Below are 21695 nucleotides of genomic sequence, written 5' to 3' on the forward strand. Positions count from 1 at the left end.
GTCGCCGTGAGCTGAGGTTAGGGGCACGGGGCGAGCGGTTGGCCCCAAGCCACCTGAAATGAGAGAGGGGAGCCATTGGCTCCCCTCTTTTTTATGTTTTCGAACGCCCGGCGAGAGGCCCTATTCGTGACACTACTGGCCGAGTTGTTTGCGAATGTGATGCTGCAGGACCGCCAGCATGCTGGCGCCGGACAGGCCGATCATCAGGGCGCCGTTGACCGCCTCCAGCGGGCCAAGCAGTTTCCACTGTGCGCTCATGACGATGTCGCCATAGCCCAGGGTGGCAAAGTTGACCCCTGAGTGATAGATGGCCTCCTGCAGGGTGGCAAATTCCCCCAGCCACAGGAACAGGGCGCCCCAGAGCGTGATCTGCAGCAGGTTGCCCGTCAGCACTATGATGATGATGCCAAACAGGGCCAACACCCCGGCCAGCACCCCTTCCCGTTCATGGAAGTGATTGATGTAGAAGCGAATACCGCCTACGGACACCGCGGATTGCAGCAGCATATTGGCCAGGATCACGGGGATGCCGACCAGTAAAATGGATAACATATCACTCTCCTATCTGTGTTTCTGCCGCCGGTCGGCCAACAGGCCACCAGCGCTCCAGGGTCACGATGCACAACCAGCCATAACCGGCCACCAGCAGATACAGGCCGCACCGCATCGCGGCCGCCAGCCAGACGTCTTTGCCGGTCGCACTGTCTTCGATGGCCGGACCAAACAGGATCAGCGCCGTGATCCAGGCATTGCTCCAGAACGAGGGCGGGAAGCGACCCGGCACCAGCCGCACCAGGCGCCTGGCCAGCCAGAGGGTCATCAGGCCCAGAATCAGCACCAGCATCAGCAGGGAGGGCCAGATGCTGAGCCCCATCCAGAGCACGAAGGCCAGCAGGGCACCCATCAGGGTCGACAGCACCAGCTCCTTGCCCGCGTGTTTGGCATTGATTGAGGTGCTCTGCTGCGCCAGCGCCACCGTCTTCATCACGGCGGGAATGTAGAAGGCCGGGTTGCCGAGTGCCAGCAGCCAGACCGGCAGCACTATCACCACGGCTCGCATCGCCAGCCGGGTCGGCTGATCGGGGCGAGAGGGGGCCTTACCCGCGGCGGCGGCCGTGGGCTGGGGAGGGAACAGCGCATGGCTCAGCAGATTGACCAGGGTGCCGATCAGGATCCCCACCCCCATCATCTGAGCGATGGAGATGGCCAGCGTCTGCTCGATGAGGCCCGCCACCGGGATCACGGTGATGGCCATGATAAGCAGCATGGCGGATGCCCCCTTGCCGGCCATCGACTGTTGCATCAGCAGATAGAGCAGCAGGGTAATGAGCAGCACGGCCGCCAGGGCATAGTGGGTCAGCAGGGGCACCAGCAAGACGCCGCCGACCATGATGGCCAGCAGCATGAGGCCCCCGACCAGCCCCTTGCGCAGGGCGAGCGGCTCCCCCGGGCGGCACAGCACCACCCAGGCCATGATGCAGCCAAGGTGTGGCATGGGCAGGGCCAGCCCATAGCAGATCAGGGTAGCGAGCGCGATGCCAACACCAATCCTGAGTACCGCACGATCTCCGTTATGCATAGGGCTCATCAGTACAGGAAGGAGCAGAGGCTCATCAGGCGAATGTAGAGGGCGCCCAACAGGTTCATCAGCCCGCCCTCATCCGCATAGACCAGCACGTCGGCCTGACCGCCGACCCGCAGCGCGGCAACCGGCGGCAGATCGTCTTCGGTGAAGGCGACCTTGACCGGGAAGCGCTGGGCCTGGCGCAGCCAGTCACGGTTGTTGTCCACCGTCGGCAGCGACCCCGCCGGCTGACTCTGACCATCACCCACCCCGTAGCCGATGCTGCGCACCTTGCCCTTGAAGATACGGCCAGGCAGGCTGTCGAGCAGGATGGCGACCTCATCGTCAGGCTGAATGTTGGCCAGGTTGTTCTCGGTCAGATCGGCGGAGATCCAGACGTCGTGGATGGCGATCAGGGTCATGGCCGGTGCGCCGGCGCCGATGAACTGGCCGACGTCGGTACTCAGGTCAGTGATGAGGCCGCTGCCGGGCGCCACCACCAGGGTATTCTTCCGATCCAGCTCCGCCTTGTGCACCGCCGAGCGGGCGCTGAGCAACTGGGAGTTGTTCTCGCCGTTCACCCCTGCGGCCTCGATGGCGCGGCGCACATCGGCCTCGGCCGCGGCCACCTGGCTCTTGGCCGTCTCGCGGGTGGCCTGGGCGACCTCGAGTCGGCGGACCGAGATGGCACCCGGATCTTCCCGATAGAGGCGCTCCTGGCGATCGGCATCCTTGGCCGCATTGTCATAGGCGGCGCGCATGGCCTGCAGGCTTGCCTCTGCGGCCTTGATGCCTTCACCGCTCGCCTTGACGCTGCTGAGTACGGTCTGGTAGTCGGAGCGCGCCTTGGCGAGGGCGATGTCGTAGGGTTCGGGATCGATCTCGAACAGGGAGGCCCCTGCCGACACGTCCTGATTGTCCTTCACATAGACCTGGCGGATCTGGCCCGATACCTCGGCGGCGACGGGGACCACGAAGGCCTGCACCCTGGCCTGGGAGCTGTAGGGCGTCAACCGATCGGCCAGCAGATACCAGATCAGCAGGAGGACGATCAGCCCAAGCAGCCCCAGGGTGGAGCGGCGGCTGGCCTGGCCGGGGGAAGCGGAACTGTCAGTCATTCTATTTTACCTTCTGAGCCGTGGGCTGGGGCTGAGTTGCATCGAGCAGGGGCGCCCAATCTGAGTTGGTCCTGAACTGGGCATCGACTTCTGGCGTCACCAGGGGACGCTGTCGCCCCTGTTCCCATCCGCCACCCAGTGCCTTGTAGAGAGTGATGAGATCGCGCATCCGGGCGCCGCGGCTGTTGACCAACCGTTCCTGCTGGTTGAACAGGGCGCGCTGGGAGTCGAGTACCCGCTGGAAGTCGGCCATCCCTTCGCGGTACTGGGTGTTGGCGATATCCAGAGAACGGCGAGCCGCCGCGCCGGTTTGGCCCAACAGCTCGATCTCATCCTGGCCGTTGGCATAGGCCACGGCGGAGTCGTCCACCTCGCGGGCCGCCCGGAACACGGTGTCGCGGTAGCGTTCGTGCAGTTGCTGGAAGCGGGCATCTTGCACCAGCACCTGATTGCTGAGGCGGCCGCGATCCAGCAGATCCCAGCTGATGGCGGGGCCAGCAGCCCAGGAGAAGGTCTCGCTGCCACCGCCGGTGGCGCTCACCCCCAGGGTGCCGAGCAGGGTGATGGAGGGATAGAGCTCGGTCTCGGCCACCCCGATCAGCGCCGACTGGGCGGCCAGCTGCCGCTCCGCCACCCGCACGTCGGGACGGCGGCGCAGCAGATCGGCAGGCATCTCGGCGACCAGCGCGAGCTCGCCCTGCGGGATCACGCCGGTGCCGGGGAGCATCTCGGGGAGCGGACCTGGCACCCTGGCGAGCAGGGTGCTCAGGGCATTCTGGCTCTGGCGCAGGCTGGTTTCGAGTTGCGGAATGCTGGAGAGGGTCCCCAGGTATTGGGTCTTGGCCTGCTGCACGTCCAGCTCGGCGTTGTTGCCGCTCTTGAACAGCCGCTCGGTGATCTCCAGGCTGCGTTGCTGGATACGGGCGTTCTCGTGGGCGATCTCAAGGCGGGCCTCCACTGTCCGTATGCTCACATAGAGCTGGGCCACCTGGGCGATCATCAGGACCTGGATGTCATCGTACTGCGCCAGGGTGGCGAAGTAGTTGGCATCCGCCGCTTCCACCCCACGCTGGAACTTGCCCCAGAAATCGAGCTCCCAACCCAGGTTGAAGGCGGCGCCATAGCTGCTTCCTGAAGTGCTGTGGCCGTTGCGGGTCTGGCCGGCTTGCAGCCATTCCCCGCTGGCGACCGTGGCTTGAGGACCGAGCAGGCTCTCGGCGATGCCGAGCTGGGCCTGGGCCTCGAGGATGCGCAAACCGGCGATCCGCACATCCGGATTCTTGACCAGGGCCTCCTCGACCAGGGCGCTCAGCACGGGATCATTTAACTGGGTCCACCACCGGTGATAGTCAGCGGCGCGGGGGGAATCCTTGAACTGGCTCTCGCTGGCGCTTTGCCAGCCCGCCATCTCCTTGACCTGGGGGGGCTGATAGTCCGGGCCGAGCACGGTACAGGCGCTCAGCAACAGACATGCCCCCCCTGTGAGCAGGGGGCGCATAAGGTAACGATCGGGGATCATGCGTTTATTTATCCGCAGCCACTTTATCCGCCGCAGCCGGACCTTCGTTGACCCAGGCCATGAAGATGCGATAACCGATGGAGAGCAGGGTGGCACCGATAAACATCCCGAGGATGCCACTGGTTGCCATGCCGCCAAGGGCACCCAGCAACACTACCGGCATGGGGGCATCGACCCCACGACCAAGCAGCAGCGGCTTGAGCACGTTGTCCGCCATGCCTGCGATGACCAGCAGAACGGAGTAGATGATGTTGGCCACGGTACCGTTATCCCCGGTCGCCCACATGTAGGCGATGGCCGGACCCGTTATCAGAATGACAGGCACCTGGGCGATGCCCAGGATGAGGGCGAGGATGAAGAAGATGCCGACGCCCGGGATCCCTGCCAGTGACATGACGATGCCCGCCAGCAGCGCCTGGATGAAGGCCACCCCGATGACACCCTGAGCCACGGCTCTGATGGTGCTGGTGCAGAGCTTGGTCAGCGCCAGCCCCTTGCGCTCATCGGTGATGCGCATGGCGATGCGATCGGCACTGACTGCGCCAGGTGCACCCCAGGCCATCATGATACCGGCCACGATGAAGGAGGCGACAAAGCCCAGCAAGCCACCCCCCATGCTGGCCAGCATGCCCACCACCTGCTTGGCGAGATCGCCCAACTGCGGGCGGTAGCTGTTGATCAGGCTGGGCAGATCCATCGAGGCTTTCAGCCACATGGCGTGCACTTTTCCACCCACCAGCGGGATCTCGGCGATGCTGGCGGAAGGCGCCGGGATCACCAGGGTGTTGTTGTTCACCTTGTCGACCAGGGTGCTGACGCTGTCACCCAGGGAGCTGAGCATGGCGACGGTCGGAGCGACGATCAGCAATACTCCCAGCAGGACCAGCAGGGTCGCTGCCTTGCCCTGTTTCCCACCCAGCCGCGTGGCAAAACGCTGGTGGAGCGGATAGAGGGTGACCGCCAGAATGAGGGCCCACAACATCATGTTCATGAAGGGGGAGAATACGGTAAAGCAGAAAGAGCCCAATGCCAGGATAAGACCAAACTTGATGAACATATCCAGGAATCTGGCAACCAACCTTTTTTCGACTACGGACAGATCGTTATTTTCCATTGTGGTGTTATCCCAATCAGTAATGAGTGCACAACCATCCGTGACCAGCACTAAGTCCAGGCCTGCGGATAACTGCAGTCGCAATAAAATAAGCTAGAAAGTATTTCAATATGGAGATGAGTGTTTTGTAGAGTCTCGTCACCTGTTTTCATCCATGGAACAGATAAGTCTCACTGCAGGGTGGGGTCAAGATAACATCATAATTATTAAGTGTTTACCCCACCTCGCGCTGTGCATCTCTTCTCTTCTCTGGGCTCGACCCGTAGTCGAGCGCAGAGAATAAAGAGTAGCCAAAATCGGCACAAGCGATCTATAGCTCCCAGTTTAGCTTGGGTTCAGAAAACTGGTGGACATCATTAACTATAAAATAGTTATCTAACAAGGAGATTCGTATGGATTATGTGTAAATCTCGCTTGTTTAAAAACAACATGGGGTGATGCTTACTGTTATCGGTGCGGATCACCCCGAAATGGGTTTTGTGTTACCCGGTCCGGATCCCTTATTCTATTGGCCATTATGCCGTGAATGCGGCAACCCAATCCGGGACCAAACCTATGTACCTCTCCGATTCCAACCTCGTTTCCCGCCTCTTGCATCTGTCGCGCCCCTGGCCTGCGCTCTTGCTGGCGGTATTGGTCCTGGCAGGCTGTGGCCCTGACAAGCCCGAGCCCACCGCTCAGGCGCCCGCAGCGCGGCAGGAGGAGGGCACCCCAACCGAGATCAGCCAGGCCAATGCCCGCCAGTACCGGGATGCACCGGCGCTGGCGCTGGTCTTCTCCGGTCCGCTGGCGCCGAGATCGAGCTGGCAAGCCTGGCTCGGGGTGACGGAGGGGGGCAAGCAGGTGCAGGGGGACTGGATCCTGGCCGAGGATGGCCGCACCCTCTACTTCCCGCAGGTTCAGCCCAACAAGCGTTATGAGGTGACCCTCAAGGCAGGCCTGGGCCCTGCACCCCAGAGCTGGACCCTCAAGACCCGGCCGCTGGAGGCCGGTGCCTCCTTCGCCGCCAGCGGCATGGTGCTGCCACTGCGCCAGGAGCTGCGCCTGCCCATCAACGGGGTCAACGTGGATGAGGTCAACATCGACTTCTTCCGGGTCGATGCCGACTATCTGCCGCGCTTTCTCGCCGAATACAGGCCCGGTGCCGGTATGGGCAACTGGGAGCTGGAGCAGATCACGGCCCGTGCCAAGCGGGTGTTCAGCGGCCGCTACGCCCTGGAGCTGGATCCCAACCGCCGCGAGACTCGCCTCATCAACGTGAAGGAGCCGCAACTGGCCGAGGCCGGGGTCTATTTTGCGGTGATGTCGCCCCTCGGTGACTACCGCTGGCGCAAGGAGACCACCTATTTCGCGGTGAGCGACATGGGGCTCAGCGCACGCCGTTACCCGGATCAGCTGGAAGTCTTCGTGAGCTCCCTCGCCAGCGCCGCCCCGCTCAAGGATGTGCAGCTCTCCCTGCTCGATGAGAAGGGCAACCGGCTGCAGGTGCAAAGCTCGGACACCCAGGGCCATCGCCGCTTCGAACAGGTGCAGGGCGCGCGTCTGCTGCTGGCGGAGCAGGGCAGCCATCTGGCGGTGCTGCGTCTCGACGGCGCCGCCCTCGATCTCTCCTCCTTCGATCTGGGCACCCAGCCCTGGCAGGCCCAGCAACTCTATCTGTTCAGCGGCCGGGATCTCTATCGTCCCGGCGAGCGGCTCGACAGCGAGATCCTGCTCAAGGGGCAGGATGGCCAGTTGCTGCCGGGCATGGCGGTGGAGCTGGAGGTGAAACAGCCGGACGGTCAGCTGCTCGAGCAGAAACGGCTGCTGCCGGATCATCTCGGCGCCGCCCATTACGGTCTGCGGTTGCCGGAGGATGCGCCGCTCGGGCGCTGGAACATCACCCTGAAGACCGCCGCCGGCAGCCGCTTCGAGTGGCCCTTCCTGGTGGAGGAGTTCCTGCCTGAGCGGCTCAAGCTGCAGCTCGGCCGCGGACCGGACGGGGAACTACTGACCCAAGAAGCGGCGCTGACGCTGCCATTGCAGGGGGATTACCTCTACGGCGCCCCCGCCAGCGGCACCAAGGCCAAGGCGGAGGTGAAGATAGGTCGCGCCACCATGCCGTTCACCCAGTGGCAGGGCTTCACCCTGGGGGATGTGCTGCTGAGCGAACAGGCCAGGGAGCTGGAGCCCGTCAGCCTGACTCTCGACGAGAAGGGGCAGGGGCAGGTCGCCCTGGGGGATCAGCTGGAGAGCGTAGCCGCGCTGGGGCCGCTCGAGGTCGCGTATCGGGTGTCCCTGTCCGAGCCGGGTGGCCGTGCGGTCAATCGTGGCCGCACCCAGTATGGTTGGCCCGAGGGGAGCCAGTGGCCGGCCCTCAAGGCGGACTTCGTGGCAGACAGGGTGGAGGGGGGCGCGCCGCTGCCCTTCCAGATCCTCAACCTCGATGAGCAGGGCCAGCCGGTGGCCGGTGAGGTGAAGGTGCGCCTCATCAACGAGTATCGGGACTACTACTGGCACTACGCGGGTGGGGAGGGGTGGAAGTATGAATTCAACAGCCAGCCCTATCTGGAGCAGGAGCAGAGCCTGCAACTGGATGGCAAGGAGCCGACCAGGCTCAGCCTGCCACTGGCCGCTGGCTGGTATCGGCTCGAGGTGGAAAACAGCCAGGGCCATCAATCCAGCCTGAGGGTAGAGATCGGCAGCTACGCCTGGGGCGGCGGTGGCGAGCAGGCTCGACCGGACAAGATTGCCATTAGCCTCGACAAGCGGGCCTATCAGGCCGGCGACAAGGCAAGGGTAACGCTTGTGGCGCCCCGTCCCGGCAAGGGGCTGCTGCTGGTGGAGGATGGCGACGGCCTGCGCTGGTGGCAGCGCATCGAGTTGAAGGAGGGGCGCGGCGAGTTCGAGATCCCCGTCAGCCCCGAGTGGCAACGTCATGACCTGCATATCTCGGCGCAGATCGCCGCCCCCGACAGCGAGTCGGTGCCAATAAGCCAGCAAAGCGTGCAGAGTCTGCGTTCTGTCGGTCTGGTGCCCCTGGTGCTGGACAGAGAGTCCCGTCGCCTGCCGCTCACCCTGAGTGCAGCGGACAAGGCGGTGCCGCTCACCCGGTTCGAGGTGGCGGTGACCTCGACGCCGAACAGTCAGGGCCGGGTGGTGCTGGCGGCGGTGGATCGAGGGGTGCTCAACATCAGCGATTACAAGCCCCTCGATCCGTTCGAGATCTTCTTCGGGCGCAAGCGCTTCGCCCAGGATCTGTTCGATAACTACGGTCAGGTGATCCCGCCTCAGGACGGCAAGCTGGCTCGCCTCAGCTACGGTGGCGATGCGCCGGCCCTCAAGAAAGGCGGGGCGCTGGAGAGCCGGGTCGAGATCGCCGCGCTCTGGAGTGGCGAGGTGAGCTTCGATGGGGCTGGCAAGGCGAGCATTCCGCTCGAGCTGCCGAACTTCAACGGTGAGCTGGCGCTGATGGCGCTGGCCTGGAACGAGCAGCAGGTCGGCCAGGCGGAGCGCGCCGTCAAGGTGGTGGCGCCCCTGGTGGCCGAGATAGGCTGGCCGCGCTTCGGCGCCAGGGGGGATGAGACCCGGGCCCTGGTGCAGCTGCGCAACATGAGCGGTGCGGATCAGAGCCTGTCGCTGGCCTGGACCCTGAGTGGGGGCTTGCAGGCGGGGGGCGAATTGCCCGAGACCCTCAACCTCAAGAATGGCGAGGAGCGCTGGCTGACGCTGCCGCTCACCGTGACCGGGGCGAGCGGGGTGGCCCGCCTGCAGCTGGCTGCCAGCGGCAAGGACTTTGCCGTGAGCCGCGACTGGTCGCTGCCGCTGCGCTCCCCCTGGCCGGCGCAGACGCGTCAGCGCTACCAGATGCTGGTGCCGGCGCAGCAGATGAGTTTTGCCCTGGCTGAGCTGGCGGGGCTGGATCCCGCCAATCTGCAAGGCTTGTTGAGTCTCTCCGGTACCCCGCCCTGGGATCCGGCGGCCCAGTGGCAGGCGTTGGCGCAATACCCCTATGCCTGCCTGGAGCAGACCCTGTCGCGCGCCTGGCCCTATCAGCTCAGCACCGCCGCCGAGCGGGAGGCCTGGTCACAGAATCTGCCCAAGACAGAGAAACCGCTGAGCGAAGCCGAGGTGCAGCGGGCCCTGTTGCAGCGTCTGCAACGGCTGCAGCTGCCAAGTGGCGGCTTCGGCCTGTGGGATGGCCGCTCCGACGAGGAGCAGTGGCTCACCGCCTATGCCGCCGACTACCTGTTGACCCGCAAGGAGGCCGGCGAGGCCGTGCCGGAGGCCATGCTCAATCAGGCGCTGGGTCGCCTGCAGAGCTACCTCACCGACAGCCAGTATGGGGAGCGCTGGAGCAGCGCCCCCGAGCACAGCCGCCTGGCCTATCAGGCCTACAGCGCCTTCGTGCTGGCGCGGGTGGGCAAGGCACCGCTCTCCGCCCTGCGCCTCATCTGGGAGCAGCAGGCGGATCACGCCCGCTCCGGCCTGCCGCTGCTGCACCTCTCCCTGGCCCTGTCGGCCATGGGGGATGAGCAGAGCGCCGCCAAGGCGTTGACCCAGGCGCTCGGCGTCGAGCGCGGGGATGACTATCTGGGGGATTACGGCTCGCCGCTGCGGGACGGGGCCCTCGAACTCGCCCTGCTGCGCCAGCACCGGCTGGCCTCCGAGCGCTGGCCCGAGCTGAGCGCCAGGCTGGCCGAGCTGCTGGCCCATCGCCAGTGGCTCAGCACCCAGGAGCGGCTCGCCCTGCTGCGGCTGGCGCAGGCCGATCCCGCCACCGACTGGCAGGCCAAATTGGGCTCGGCCACCGGTGGGCAACCCCTGGCCGGCCGGGCCAGCGCACAGCTAGGGGCGCCCGAGGCGCTGGGGGTGACCAGCGTCACCAACGAGGGCAAGGGCTCCCTCTATGTGCAGCGCACCCTGATCGGCTACCCGGAGCAGGCGCCCGAGCGTATCAGCCAGGGGATGAGCGTGACCCGCAGCTGGTTCAATGCCGAGGGTCAGCGCTTCGATCCCGCCAAGGTCAGGGTCGGTGATCTGGTGGTGGTGCGACTCAACGTGGCGAGCGAGCAGGCGGTGCCCGACGCCCTGCTGGTGGAGATGCTGCCGGCGGGGTTCGAGCTGGAAAATCCGGCCCTTGGCAACAGCATCAAGCTGGAGGAGCTTAGCATCGAAGGCAAACCGGCCTGGCAGAGCGAGTGGAACGACTACCTCAAGCATCAGGAGTACAGAGACGATCGCTACACGGCGGCGCTGGATCTGAGCGAGGGAAGCAACCAGCAGCTGGTCTACCTGATGCGGGCGGTGACGCCGGGCCGTTATCGGGTGCCGCCGACCCAGGTGGAGGACATGTACCGCCCCGAACTGCGCGCGGTGGGACAGGATATCCACGAGGTGATCATCTCTGAATAAGGCGCCATCGCCGGACGCGAGCCGTCCGGCCAACCAGCGGGGTCTGGCGCTCGTCCGCAAGGGGTGGCGTGCCTGGTCACGCTGGCCCCGTTGGCTGCGGATCACCGGCGGCGGCCTGTGCGGTCTGCTGCTGTTGTTGCTGACGCTGGATCGCCTCTTCCCGCCGCCACCGCTGGATCCCGCCTATGCGCGGGTGGTGCTCGACATGCAGGGGCGACCGCTGCGAGCCTTCGCCGACACCAGCGGGGTGTGGCGCTACCCGGTGACCCTGGCGCAGGTCTCCCCCCGCTACATCGAGGCGCTGCTCGGCTACGAGGATCGCCACTTCTGGCAACATCCCGGGGTCAATCCGGTGGCCATGGTGCGCGGGGTCTGGCAGTGGCTGCGCTATGGGCGGGCGGTCTCCGGCGGCTCGACCCTCACCATGCAGGTGGCCCGGCTGATCGAGCCCTATCACCGCAGTGTGCCGGGCAAGCTGCGCCAGATGGCGCGGGCGCTGCAGCTGGAGTGGCACTATGACAAGCGCACCCTGCTCACCGTCTACCTCAACCGGGCCCCCTTCGGCGGCAACCTGGAGGGGGTGCAGGCGGCCAGCTTTGCCTATCTGGGCAAGAGTGCGGCCAAACTCAGCCATGCCGAGGCCGCCCTGCTGGCGGTGTTGCCCCAGGCGCCGAGCCGTTACCGCCCGGATCGCCACCCCGAGCGGGCGCGCGCCGCCCGCGACAAGGTGATGCTGCGGCTGGTCAAGCAGGGGGCCTGGCCCGAGAGCGTCTGGACTCAGGGACGCATCGAGCCGGTGCTGGCGCGGGGCCATTTCACCCCCATGGAGGCGCCGTTGTTTGCGCGCCTCGCCGCCAGCAGTCAGCCGGGCGCCCTGGTGCACACCACCATAGACGGGGATCTGCAACGCTGGCTGGAGGCTCGGGTGGAGAGTTATATCCGCCGCTTCCCGGAGCAGACCTCGGCGGCGCTCTTGCTGGTGGACAACAGGACCATGGCGGTGCGCGCCTACGTGGGCAGCGCCGAGTACGGCAACCTGCGGCGCCACGGCTACCTCGACATGGTGCAGGCGATCCGCTCCCCCGGCTCCACCCTCAAGCCGTTCATCTATGGGCTGGCGCTGGATGCCGGGCTGGTGCACGGGGGCTCACTGCTCTCCGATGCGCCGCGCCTCGGCTCTGACTACAGACCCGCCAACTTCAGCGGCGCCTTCCAGGGGCCGGTCACCCTGACCCAGGCGTTGCAGCAATCCCTCAACGTGCCGGCGGTGCAGGTGCTGGAGGCGCTGGGCCCCGACACCCTGGTCAACCGGTTGGACAACGCCGGCGTGCGGCTGGCGCTCTCCGACAAACCCAATCCCGCCATCGCGCTGGGGGCGGCGGGCATCCGGCTGGAGCAGCTGGTGGCGCTCTACAGTGCCCTCAGCCGGCAGGGGCAGGTGGCGATGCCGGTCTGGCAGGCGGGCCAGCAGGCCATCTCGCGCCCCCTGCTGAGCCCGGGTGCCGCCTGGATCATCTGGCAGATCCTGAGCGCCCAGGGGCGGGCGGATCAGCCCTTCGCCAGCGAGGCGACCGGGCGGGTCAACCGACTGGCCTGGAAGACCGGCACCAGCTACGGCTATCGCGACAGCTGGGCGCTGGGGGTGTCCGGTCGCTGGACCCTAGGCGTCTGGCTGGGGCGTCCCGATGGCACCCCCTTGCCCGGCTTTTACGGCCAGAGTGCGGCCATACCGCTGCTGCTCTCGGTCTATTCACGGCTGGGGGATAACAGCCCCTTGCCGGTGCAACCCAATACCGTCAGCGAGGCCAACATCTGCTGGCCGCTGGGGCGCAGTGAGCGCGCCACCCTGCCGGAGGCCTGCCTGCAGCATCAGCGCGCCTGGCTGCTGGAGGAGCGGGATCCCCCCACCTTGCCCGATCCCATGGATTGGCCGTCGCCGCTGCGCAAGGTCGCGCTGACGGCGGAGGGCAAACCGACCCTGGCCCGCTGCGGCAATGCCAGTGACTCGGCCTGGCGGGCGCTCTGGCCCCTGTCGCTGGAGCCCTGGCGGGATCCTGCCGAGCGGCGCAGGGCACTGCTCGCCGGTGGCTGCGCCGGGGAGGCGCGGGAGGCGGACCTGCAGGCGCCCATTCGCATAGTGGCGCTGGGGGAGGGCAACCTCATCCGCAGTCAGCGCTATCGTCTGCAGCCCAGGGTGCTGGGGGGGATCGGCAAGCCGCACTGGTTCCTCAACGGCCAACGGCTGCGCTGGGACGGTGATCAGGTGTTGAGCGAGGCGGGTCGTTACCAGCTGGTGGTGGTGGACGAGGCGGGCAATAGCGATCGTATCGAGTTTCGACTGGAGAATCCCTCCTGAGCAGGAGGGACTTTCGCTGGACTTGGCCCGACCCGGTCGAGTGAGGGTATATGGGCTGCTGCGTGGGTCAGGGCTTGACCTGACCGAGCCGGGTGAAGAAGTGCTGGCTCTTGCGCTGGTGGAAGTGGCTCTTCTTGATGGGGTGGAAGACGAGCCCGGTGTCCGAATGGCTTTCCTTGAGCCGATGGATCATCGCCATGGCCGGCAAGCCGGTGCTGATCAGCGTGGTGAGCGGCAGGCTGCGGGTCTCGCCCCCCAGCAGCAGATTGAGCCCTCGCTGGGCCTGCTCGAAGCGGGTCAGCACGGCGGGCTCGGCATAACCGCTGCCGAGCATGGCGAGCAGGGCATCGAGCGCCTGGTGAAACTCGGCCAGCTGCTGGCGAAAGCCGCTGCGGGCGCGCAGGGCGATCAACTCGTCAAAGGCTATCTCGCCAAGGTGAGTGGGTACTTGCAACGGGATCTCGAGATGGAAGCAATCCTGGCCGCCTCTGTGGTGGTAGCGGGATTCCAGCAGGTGCAACAGGCGATCCAGGTAGTCGTGATCGGTGATGAGCGCCCCCTCATTGGCGAGTGCCCACTCACGGGCGAGACGCATGGAGAGCAGATTCGCGAAGCGCCGCGCCATCCTGATCCCGCCCTCGTCCTGGCTGGCGAAGCCCGCCGCGAGGCAGAAGCCGTGCAGCCGCTCCAGCCCGGCCTGGGCCGGGCAGAAGCAGTCGTGATTGGGGCTCGCACGCCAGCGGTCGATGAGGTCTCTGTTGCCAAACACCTTGTGGCGGGCGAAATCGGGGGCGAGGAGGCCGCCGAGCTGGCTCTCCAGCTGCGGGGTGATGGCCGCAAAGAAGCTGGCATCCGGCCGCTCGGCCAGCAGATCGGTCTGCTGGCGCAGGCGCTCCAGCAGGGCGGTAAGGCCGCTCTTCTCACTCACGGTAAAGACGAAGGCGAGCCGCTCCAGGTAGATCAGGGCAAACTTGAGCCAGAGCTCGTCCCGTACTTCCATGCCGGGGTAGTAGATATAGGTCTTCATCGAATCGATCTGTTGTCGAGCATGTTGCCAAGGCGCAGGCTCGGGAATATACGCAAGAACGCCGCCGCGTCGCAAACATTGCGTGGGGAAATGTGAGCCGGTGCTCAGCCAGTAGGCGCTGACCCTAAACTTCTGATATAATTCGCGCCCTTAAATCGAGGCCACCCGAGTCATCATCATGAAGTTCATTATCAAGCTGTTCCCGGAAATCACCATCAAGAGCAAGTCAGTGCGTCAGCGCTTCACCAAGATGCTGCAGGGCAACATCCGTAACGTGTTGCGCCGCTTCGACGACGATGCCCGCGTACGGATGGACTGGGACAAGCTGGTCGTGAGCTCCCGCAATGATCAGTTCCACGCCCAGTACCTGGAGACCCTAGCCTGCATCCCCGGCATCCAGTACTTCCTCGAAGTGAAACTGAGCAACTTCACCGACTTGCACGACATCTTCGAACAGACCCGTGCGGTCTGGGGCGATCGCCTCAAGGGCAAGACCTTCTGCGTACGGGCCCGTCGGGTCGGCAAGCACGACTTCAGCTCGCTGGAGCTTGAGCGCTACGTGGGCGGTGGTCTCAACCAGCACTGCGAAACCGCCGGTGTGCGCCTCAAGAAGCCCGATGTCCAGGTCAATCTGGAGGTGGAAAATGACGAGCTCTACATTATCAGCGCCGTCCACCACGGCATGGGCGGCTTCCCCATGGCGACTCAGGAAGATGTGCTGAGCCTGATCTCTGGCGGCTTCGACTCCGGTGTGGCCTCCTACCAGTTCATCAAGCGCGGCTGCCGGGTGCACTACTGCTTCTTCAATCTGGGCGGTGCCGCCCACGAGATCGGCGTGAAGCAGGTGGCCTACTACCTGTGGAGCAAGTTTGGCGCCTCCCACAAGGTGCGTTTCACCGCCATCGACTTCGAACCAGTGGTGGCCGAGATCCTCGAGAAGATCGACAACGGTCAGATGGGGGTGGTGCTCAAGCGCATGATGATGCGCGCCGCCGGCCAGGTCGCGGAAACCTTCCAGATCCCGGCGCTGGTAACCGGTGAGTGCGTGGGTCAGGTATCCAGCCAGACGCTGACCAACCTCAATGTGATCGACCGGGTGACCGACAAGGTGATCCTGCGTCCGCTCATCACCTGGGACAAGCCGGACATCATCAGCGAGGCGCGCCGCATCGGTACCCTGGAGTTCGCCGAGACCATGCCGGAATATTGCGGCGTCATCTCCAAGAAGCCGACCATCAAGGCCGTACTGTCCAACATCGAGGCGGAAGAGGGCAACTTCGACTTCGCGATCCTGGACAAGGTGGTGAGTGAGGCGCGCTATCTCGACATCCGCCGCATCGGCGAAGAGACCACCGCTCAGGTGCAAGAGGTGGAGACCACCCAGGAGCTGGCCGCAGGCGAAGTCATTCTGGACATCCGCTCCAGCGATGAGCGTGATGAGAAGCCGCTGGTGGTGGAAGGACGCGAGGTGATACATCTGCCCTTCTTCAAGCTGGCGACCACCTTTGGTGATCTGCCCAAGGAGCAGACCTATCTGCTCTACTGCGATCGCGGCGTGATGAGCAAGCTGCAGGCGCTCTATCTGAAGGAGCAGGGCTTTGACAATGTGAAGGTCTATCGCCCTTAACGGTGGGATTGCCGCCAAATAAAAAAATCCGGCCAAGTGCCGGATTTTTTTATTTCACAGAGGTAGCCGCTCAGGGGCAGGGCACAGGGGTAAAGGTCTCCTGGCCCTGGCAACGCCAGCCCATCTCGGCCTGACGCATCTGCCACAGATTGTTGCTGCGAAACAGGGTCAGGATATAGATCATGTCACTCTTGTTGCCATCGAGGGCCACCGAAAGCACCAGATCATTATCCAGTTGCTGGGCGTGGATGCGACTGGGAACGTCGCTATGGCCGACGAAACGTCGCGCCACTTCACGATAGTCGTTGACCCAACCCTGCTGGCTGCTATTCGCCTGACGGATCTGCTGGTTGAACTGCTGCACCGGCGTCGACGCCAGGCGGCCGAACAGGACCTGTGCGCTGGCATGAGCCGCCGCCACCGTCATCAGAACTAGCGTGGTAATGAGCCCAAGTTTTTGCATGAGGTATTCCGGCTTAAAACGACCACTGTATGACAACAGAAAAGCCGGCTTGGTTCAATGCTACCTGTCCGGGAGTGCGATATCGCTCATTCGGGGCAGATTCAGTGGCGTTGCAGCGAGAAGGTGGGCAGCGACAGGTGCCAGTAGATGGCCGCCACCCGCAAACCGAACACCCCGAGCATGCTGATCAGCATGGCGGCGACCCTGTCTACGTCACACTCCAGTGCCACCGTGTAGAGGATGCCCCCCAGGATGCAGGCGGTGGCATAGATCTCCTTCTGCAGCACCATGGGGACCTCCCGCGCCAGCACATCCCGGATCATGCCGCCCGCCACCCCTGTCATGGTGCCCATGAGCACCGCAATCAGGCCCGGGGTGCCGAAGTTCAGCGCCTTCTGTGCCCCGATCACGGTGAACAGGGCCAGGCCGAAGGCATCCGCCACCGGCAGCACGTACCAGGGCATGCGCCTTGGCAGCTTGACCATCCACATGCCAATCAGCGCCGTGGCGATGACCACCCAGATATAGAGAGGGTCGCGCACCCAGAACACCGGGGTGGCTCCCAGGATCATGTCACGTATGGTGCCCCCGCCGATGGCGGTCACCGCCGCCAATACCATGACACCGAAGCCATCCATGCGCAGCCTGCCGGCCACCAGTACCCCGGAGAACGCGAAGACCGCAGTACCAAACATGTCGCTGATGTAAACAATCTGCTCAACCAGTGTCTGCATGGAGAACAACTCACGTCCGATAGATGATGGGGCGGCGATTTTAGGGGCAAGTCAGGCGAGTGAGCAATCCTGGAGTGTAAAAATGGGAGCCAGGCCCAGTTTCCAGGGGCTGGCGGTCAGGAGGTGCTGGCGAAATGACCGTTCCCCACCCATCGGAGGGGGAGATGGCTCTTGGCCGAGGAGGGCGGCTTCGGAGTCGCCACAAAAAATCCTGAACTTTTTTCTCAAGGCTGAGAAATACAGGCCGATATATAGGTTAGGCGGCAATTACGGCCATGAAGGCTGTAAAAAACAAATTAAAGTCTCACCAAAGAGCGCCGTTAACTAAACATATCAGGCACGAACAAAATAAAGCCTGAGTGAATTAAAGATAAAATTTAATAGCTTAGGAGAATAGTCATGAGTATGTATATCAATACCAACGTTTCATCGCTTAACGCTCAGCGTAACATGATGAACAGCACCAAATCCCTGGATACCTCTTACACTCGGCTGGCCTCAGGTCTGCGCATCAACAGCGCAAAAGACGATGCGGCCGGTCTGCAGATCTCCAACCGTCTGACCTCCCAGGTCAACGGCCTGGATCAGGGCAACCGCAACGCCAACGATGGCATCTCTTTGGCGCAGACCGCAGAAGGCGCCATGGACGAAGTGACCGGCATGCTGCAGCGCATGCGTACCCTGGCCCAGCAATCCGCCAACGGTTCCAACTCAGACAAGGATCGTGAGGCCTTGCAAAAAGAGGTGGATCAGTTGGGGGCCGAGATCAACCGTATCTCTGGCGCGACTACCTTTGCGGGTACCAAGCTGCTGGATGGCAATTTTGGTGGTGCTTTCCAGGTCGGGGCCGATGCCAACCAGACCATCAGCTTCAGTCTGTCACAGGCTGGTGGTTTTAGCATATCTGGGATTGCGGCCGCTGCGTCCGCGATAGTTACTGGCGCAACCGGCACTACCATTGCTGTAGACACCGTATTTAGGAGTGGCTCTGCCGGTGCAATTAGCATCAGTAGTCAGAATAATGCTCAAAATGTTTTGGCATCTGTTGATGCCATGTTGGAAGTGGTCGATGGCAAACGTGCCGAGCTGGGTGCGGTACAAAACCGGTTGGATTCGACCATCCGCAACCAGTCCAATATCTCGGAAAACGTCAGTGCCGCGCGTTCCCGTATTCGTGATGCAGATTTTGCGACTGAGACCGCCAATATGACCAAACAGAACATTTTGCAACAGGCGGCTTCCAGCATTCTGGCGCAAGCCAACCAGCGTCCACAGTCCGCACTCTCCCTGCTGCAGAATTAAGCGGTAATTAAAGAATAAAGAAAAGGGCGGTTGTTCAGGCCGCCCTGGTAAAGAAGATGGAACAATGGGGTGTTCGGATTTACGCCTTGTTCTATCGAAAGAGAAGTTCTCTTAATGGTATAGCCCTCGAGTGTCATGCAGATCGTTCACTCTGCCACCCTCGAGGTTGTTCTCCTGAGCGTAAGCTCTTTTTTGGCCGACACTGTCGGCCTTTTTTATGGATGCCAGAAAACTGACGTCCCATAAAACAAAGCACAAACCATGCCATTCTCGATCTAGCCCTGATCTGCAATCCCTGTGTGCATTCTCCACATCAGGGAGGTCTTACGGCGCAACTCTCCGTCAACCGCATCATGCCGAGCGGCGAGTATCTGCCTCTCGGTTGATGAGGGCGGCAATAAATCTCCTAAAGCTTTTGTTGAAAATGCCGCTACAGAATGTGAAGCAAAATGAGGGGTGTTCGGAAGTCCAACATTTGCGCAACTGCGGGTTTGATGTCCGTTCAAACAGAGGACCCGCCAGATGGTACAGACCCGTTCAAGCTGTCCATCTGAACGGTGGGATCCTGACTGTGTTGACACAAGCAGAGCCCGCAGTTTCTTGTTCATCAGGAGAAATCTTTTATGGCCATGTTTATCAATACCAACACTTCATCATTGAACGCCCAGCGTAACTTGATGAACACCACCAAGTCGTTGGATACCTCGTACACCCGCCTGGCATCCGGCCTGCGCATCAACAGCGCCAAGGACGATGCGGCGGGTCTGCAGATCTCCAACCGTCTGACCTCTCAGGTCAACGGTCTGGATCAGGGTAACCGCAACGCCAACGACGGCATCTCCCTGGCGCAGACCGCGGAAGGGGCCATGGATGAAGTGACCGGCATGCTACAGCGCATGCGCACCCTGGCTCAGCAATCCGCCAACGGCTCCAACTCCGACAAGGATCGTGAGGCCCTGCAAAAGGAAGTGGATCAGCTGGGATCGGAGATCAACCGTATCTCCAAAGACACCACCTTCGCCGGCACCAAGTTGCTGGATGGCAACTACAGCGGCAACTTCCAGGTGGGGGCCGATGCCAACCAGACCATTGGCTTCAGCCTGAGCCAGGCTGGCGGTTTCAGCATTTCAGGCATTGCGACTGCGGTGACTGCAGCAGGTGGCGCGCCGGTTGGCAGTGTGTTTACCAGCGGTTCCAACATCGGTGGTATCAGCATCAGCAGTCAGAGCAATGCTCAAAATGTCCTGGCGGCAGTCGACTCCATGTTGGAAGTGGTCGATGGCAAGCGTGCCGAGCTGGGTGCGGTGCAGAACCGGTTGGATTCGACCATTCGCAACCAATCCAATATCTCGGAAAACGTCAGTGCCGCGCGCTCCCGTATCCGCGATGCGGACTTTGCCACCGAAACCGCCAACATGACCAAGCAGAACATTCTGCAACAGGCGGCCTCCAGCATCCTGGCGCAGGCCAACCAGCGCCCGCAGTCGGCCTTGTCGCTGCTGGGCTAACTCGATAAGTCCCAAGAAAAAGAAAAGGGCGGTTGTTCAGGCCGCCCTGGTAGAAAGATGGAACAACGGGGTGTTCGGATTGACGCCTTGTTCTATCGAAAAAGAGACCCTCTTATATATCGCCTCGAGGTTGGCAGCCGTTCACACTGTCACCTCGAGGCTGTCCTCCTGATCGCAAGCTCTTCTTTGGCCGACATCGTCGGCTTTCTTATCGGTACCGGTAAAACGATGAACCATAAATCAGAGCGTATTAACCCTCCCCGTTGATACCTGATATCAGCCTTCGACGGCAGATTAAGTGCAGGGTGTCAGGGAGTGATAAAGAGCCCTCTTTGCCATCACATCATTATGGAGAGTGACAACCTCTTTATTGATAGGGTCACCCTAAAGCTTCTGATGGGACTGCCGTTACAGAACGTGAAGCAAAATGAGGGTGTTCGGAAATCCAGCATTTGCGCAACTGTGGGCCCGATGTTCGTTCAAACGGAGGGCCCGCCAGGTGGAACAGACCCGTTCAAGCTGTCCATCTGAACGGTGGGATCCTGACTGTGTTGACACAAGCAGAGCCCACAGTTTCTTGTTCATCAGGAGAAATCTTTTATGGCCATGTTTATCAATACCAACACTTCATCATTGAACGCCCAGCGTAACTTGATGAACACCACCAAGTCGTTGGATACCTCGTACACCCGCCTGGCGTCCGGTCTGCGCATCAACAGTGCCAAGGACGATGCGGCGGGTCTGCAGATTTCCAACCGTCTGACCTCCCAGGTCAATGGCCTGGATCAGGGCAACCGCAACGCCAACGACGGCATCTCCCTGGCGCAGACCGCAGAAGGTGCCATGGATGAAGTGACCGGCATGCTGCAGCGCATGCGCACCCTGGCTCAGCAATCCGCCAACGGCTCCAACTCCGCCAAGGATCGCGAGGCTCTGCAGAAGGAAGTGGATCAGCTGGGATCGGAGATCAACCGCATCTCTACAGACACCACCTTCGCCGGTACCAAGTTGCTGGATGGCAACTACAGCGGCTCCTTCCAGGTGGGCGCCGATGCCAACCAGACTATAGGTTTCAGTCTGAGTCAGGTCGGTGGTTTCAGTATTTCTGGGATTGCGACGGCGGCGTCCAATTTTACCAGTGGTCCTGCTGGCTCCATCGTTACCGCGGTTTCAACCATTTTCACCAGCGGTTCCAATCCCGGCGGTATCAGCATCAGCAGTCAGAGCAATGCTCAGAACGTGCTGGCCGCTGTCGATTCCATGCTGGGCGTGGTGGATGGCAAGCGTGCCGAGCTGGGTGCGGTGCAGAACCGGCTGGATTCGACCATTCGCAACCAGTCCAACATCTCGGAAAACGTCAGTGCCGCGCGCTCCCGTATCCGTGATGCAGACTTTGCGACCGAGACCGCCAATATGACCAAGCAGAATATTCTGCAACAGGCGGCCTCCAGCATCCTGGCGCAGGCCAACCAGCGCCCGCAATCGGCCCTGTCGCTGCTGGGCTAACTCGATAAGTTCCAAGAAAAAGAAAAGGGCGGTTGTTCAGGCCGCCCTGGTAAGAAAGATGGAACAACGGGGTGTTCGGATTTACGCCTTGTTCTATCGAAAGCATGATTCTCTTATTGGTATACCCCTCGAGTGTTGCGCAGATCGTTCACTCTGTCACCCTCGAGGTTGTTCTCCTGAGCGTAAGCTCTTCTTTGGCCGACACTGTCGGCCTTTCTTATGGGTGCCGAGAAATCGGCTCCCTATAAAGAAAGCACAAATCATGCCATTCCCTATCTAGTCCTGATCCGCAATCGCGCTGCCTATTCTCCGTATCAGAGCGGTCTTACGGTGTGATGTTTCGTCAACCAGATCACGCCGGGCGGCGAGTATTTACCTCTGGGTTGATGAGGGCGGCAATAAATCTCCTAAAGCTTTTGTTGAAAATGCCGCTACAGAATGTGAAGCAAAATGAGGGGTGTTC

14 protein-coding genes are annotated in these 21695 nt (G+C 62.4%); 6 read left to right on the forward strand and 8 right to left on the reverse strand.

Features of this window, described 5'->3' with window-relative positions:
- Positions 1 to 132 precede the first annotated feature (132 nt).
- From KW821_RS02605 to KW821_RS02625, 5 genes are read right to left on the reverse strand one after another with little or no spacing between them, the layout of a single operon-like run.
- A complete protein-coding gene (locus KW821_RS02605; RefSeq protein ID WP_042651500.1) occupies positions 133 to 552 on the reverse strand; it encodes an ion channel in 420 nt (139 codons plus the stop codon).
- Position 553: 1 nt separating this feature from the next.
- Positions 554 to 1579, reverse strand: coding sequence for a DUF2955 domain-containing protein (locus tag KW821_RS02610; protein WP_218290315.1), 1026 nt, complete (start codon positions 1577 to 1579; stop codon positions 554 to 556).
- A gap of 8 nt (positions 1580 to 1587) precedes the next feature.
- Positions 1588 to 2682, reverse strand: a complete 1095-nt coding sequence (locus tag KW821_RS02615; RefSeq protein ID WP_042651502.1) for an HlyD family secretion protein — start codon at positions 2680 to 2682, stop codon at positions 1588 to 1590.
- Position 2683: 1 nt separating this feature from the next.
- Entirely contained in the window at positions 2684 to 4201 is a 1518-nt protein-coding gene (locus tag KW821_RS02620) for an efflux transporter outer membrane subunit (RefSeq protein ID WP_218290316.1), read from the reverse strand.
- A 4-nt stretch (positions 4202 to 4205) separates the two neighbouring features.
- Positions 4206 to 5258 (reverse strand): AI-2E family transporter, encoded by a 1053-nt coding sequence (locus KW821_RS02625; RefSeq protein ID WP_232018919.1) that lies wholly within the window; start codon positions 5256 to 5258, stop codon positions 4206 to 4208.
- Between the two features lie 612 nt (positions 5259 to 5870).
- Here KW821_RS02625 and KW821_RS02630 point away from each other — a divergent pair.
- Both KW821_RS02630 and pbpC read left to right on the forward strand, forming a co-directional pair.
- Positions 5871 to 10709, forward strand: a complete 4839-nt coding sequence (locus KW821_RS02630; RefSeq protein WP_218290318.1) for an alpha-2-macroglobulin — start codon at positions 5871 to 5873, stop codon at positions 10707 to 10709.
- 43 nt (positions 10710 to 10752) lie between these two features.
- On the forward strand, positions 10753 to 13065 hold the full coding sequence (pbpC, locus tag KW821_RS02635; protein WP_256353296.1) for a penicillin-binding protein 1C: 2313 nt from the start codon (positions 10753 to 10755) through the stop codon (positions 13063 to 13065).
- 67 nt (positions 13066 to 13132) lie between these two features.
- On the opposite strand, the gene KW821_RS02640 is transcribed toward pbpC, so the two are convergent.
- Positions 13133 to 14092, reverse strand: a complete 960-nt coding sequence (locus tag KW821_RS02640; RefSeq protein WP_218290319.1) for a hypothetical protein — start codon at positions 14090 to 14092, stop codon at positions 13133 to 13135.
- A gap of 178 nt (positions 14093 to 14270) precedes the next feature.
- Here KW821_RS02640 and thiI point away from each other — a divergent pair, with 178 nt between their 5' ends.
- Positions 14271 to 15719: a tRNA uracil 4-sulfurtransferase ThiI gene (gene thiI / locus KW821_RS02645; RefSeq protein ID WP_042651507.1), complete on the forward strand. Its 1449-nt coding sequence runs from the start codon at positions 14271 to 14273 to the stop codon at positions 15717 to 15719.
- Positions 15720 to 15789: 70 nt separating this feature from the next.
- Here the strand turns inward: thiI and KW821_RS02650 are convergent, their stop codons facing one another.
- Positions 15790 to 16182 carry a hypothetical protein gene (locus KW821_RS02650; protein ID WP_042651508.1) on the reverse strand — a complete coding sequence of 131 codons (393 nt, stop codon included), beginning with the start codon at positions 16180 to 16182 and terminating at the stop codon, positions 15790 to 15792.
- A gap of 101 nt (positions 16183 to 16283) precedes the next feature.
- Complete coding sequence (locus tag KW821_RS02655) at positions 16284 to 16916, reverse strand: trimeric intracellular cation channel family protein (protein WP_218290320.1); 633 nt, start codon at positions 16914 to 16916, stop codon at positions 16284 to 16286.
- A gap of 399 nt (positions 16917 to 17315) precedes the next feature.
- Between KW821_RS02655 and KW821_RS02660 the strand changes: the two genes are divergently transcribed.
- The 3 genes from KW821_RS02660 to KW821_RS02670 all read left to right on the forward strand — a co-directional run bounded on the left by KW821_RS02660 (position 17316) and on the right by KW821_RS02670 (position 21232).
- On the forward strand, positions 17316 to 18218 hold the full coding sequence (locus KW821_RS02660) for a flagellin (protein ID WP_218290322.1): 903 nt from the start codon (positions 17316 to 17318) through the stop codon (positions 18216 to 18218).
- Between the two features lie 623 nt (positions 18219 to 18841).
- Positions 18842 to 19726 (forward strand): flagellin, encoded by an 885-nt coding sequence (locus KW821_RS02665; RefSeq protein WP_042651511.1) that lies wholly within the window; start codon positions 18842 to 18844, stop codon positions 19724 to 19726.
- A 600-nt stretch (positions 19727 to 20326) separates the two neighbouring features.
- Entirely contained in the window at positions 20327 to 21232 is a 906-nt protein-coding gene (locus KW821_RS02670) for a flagellin (RefSeq protein WP_042651513.1), read from the forward strand.
- Positions 21233 to 21695: the final 463 nt, after the last annotated feature.

The sequence above is a fragment of the Aeromonas sp. sif2416 genome, from assembly GCF_019218665.1.
GTDB lineage: Bacteria > Pseudomonadota > Gammaproteobacteria > Enterobacterales > Aeromonadaceae > Aeromonas > Aeromonas encheleia.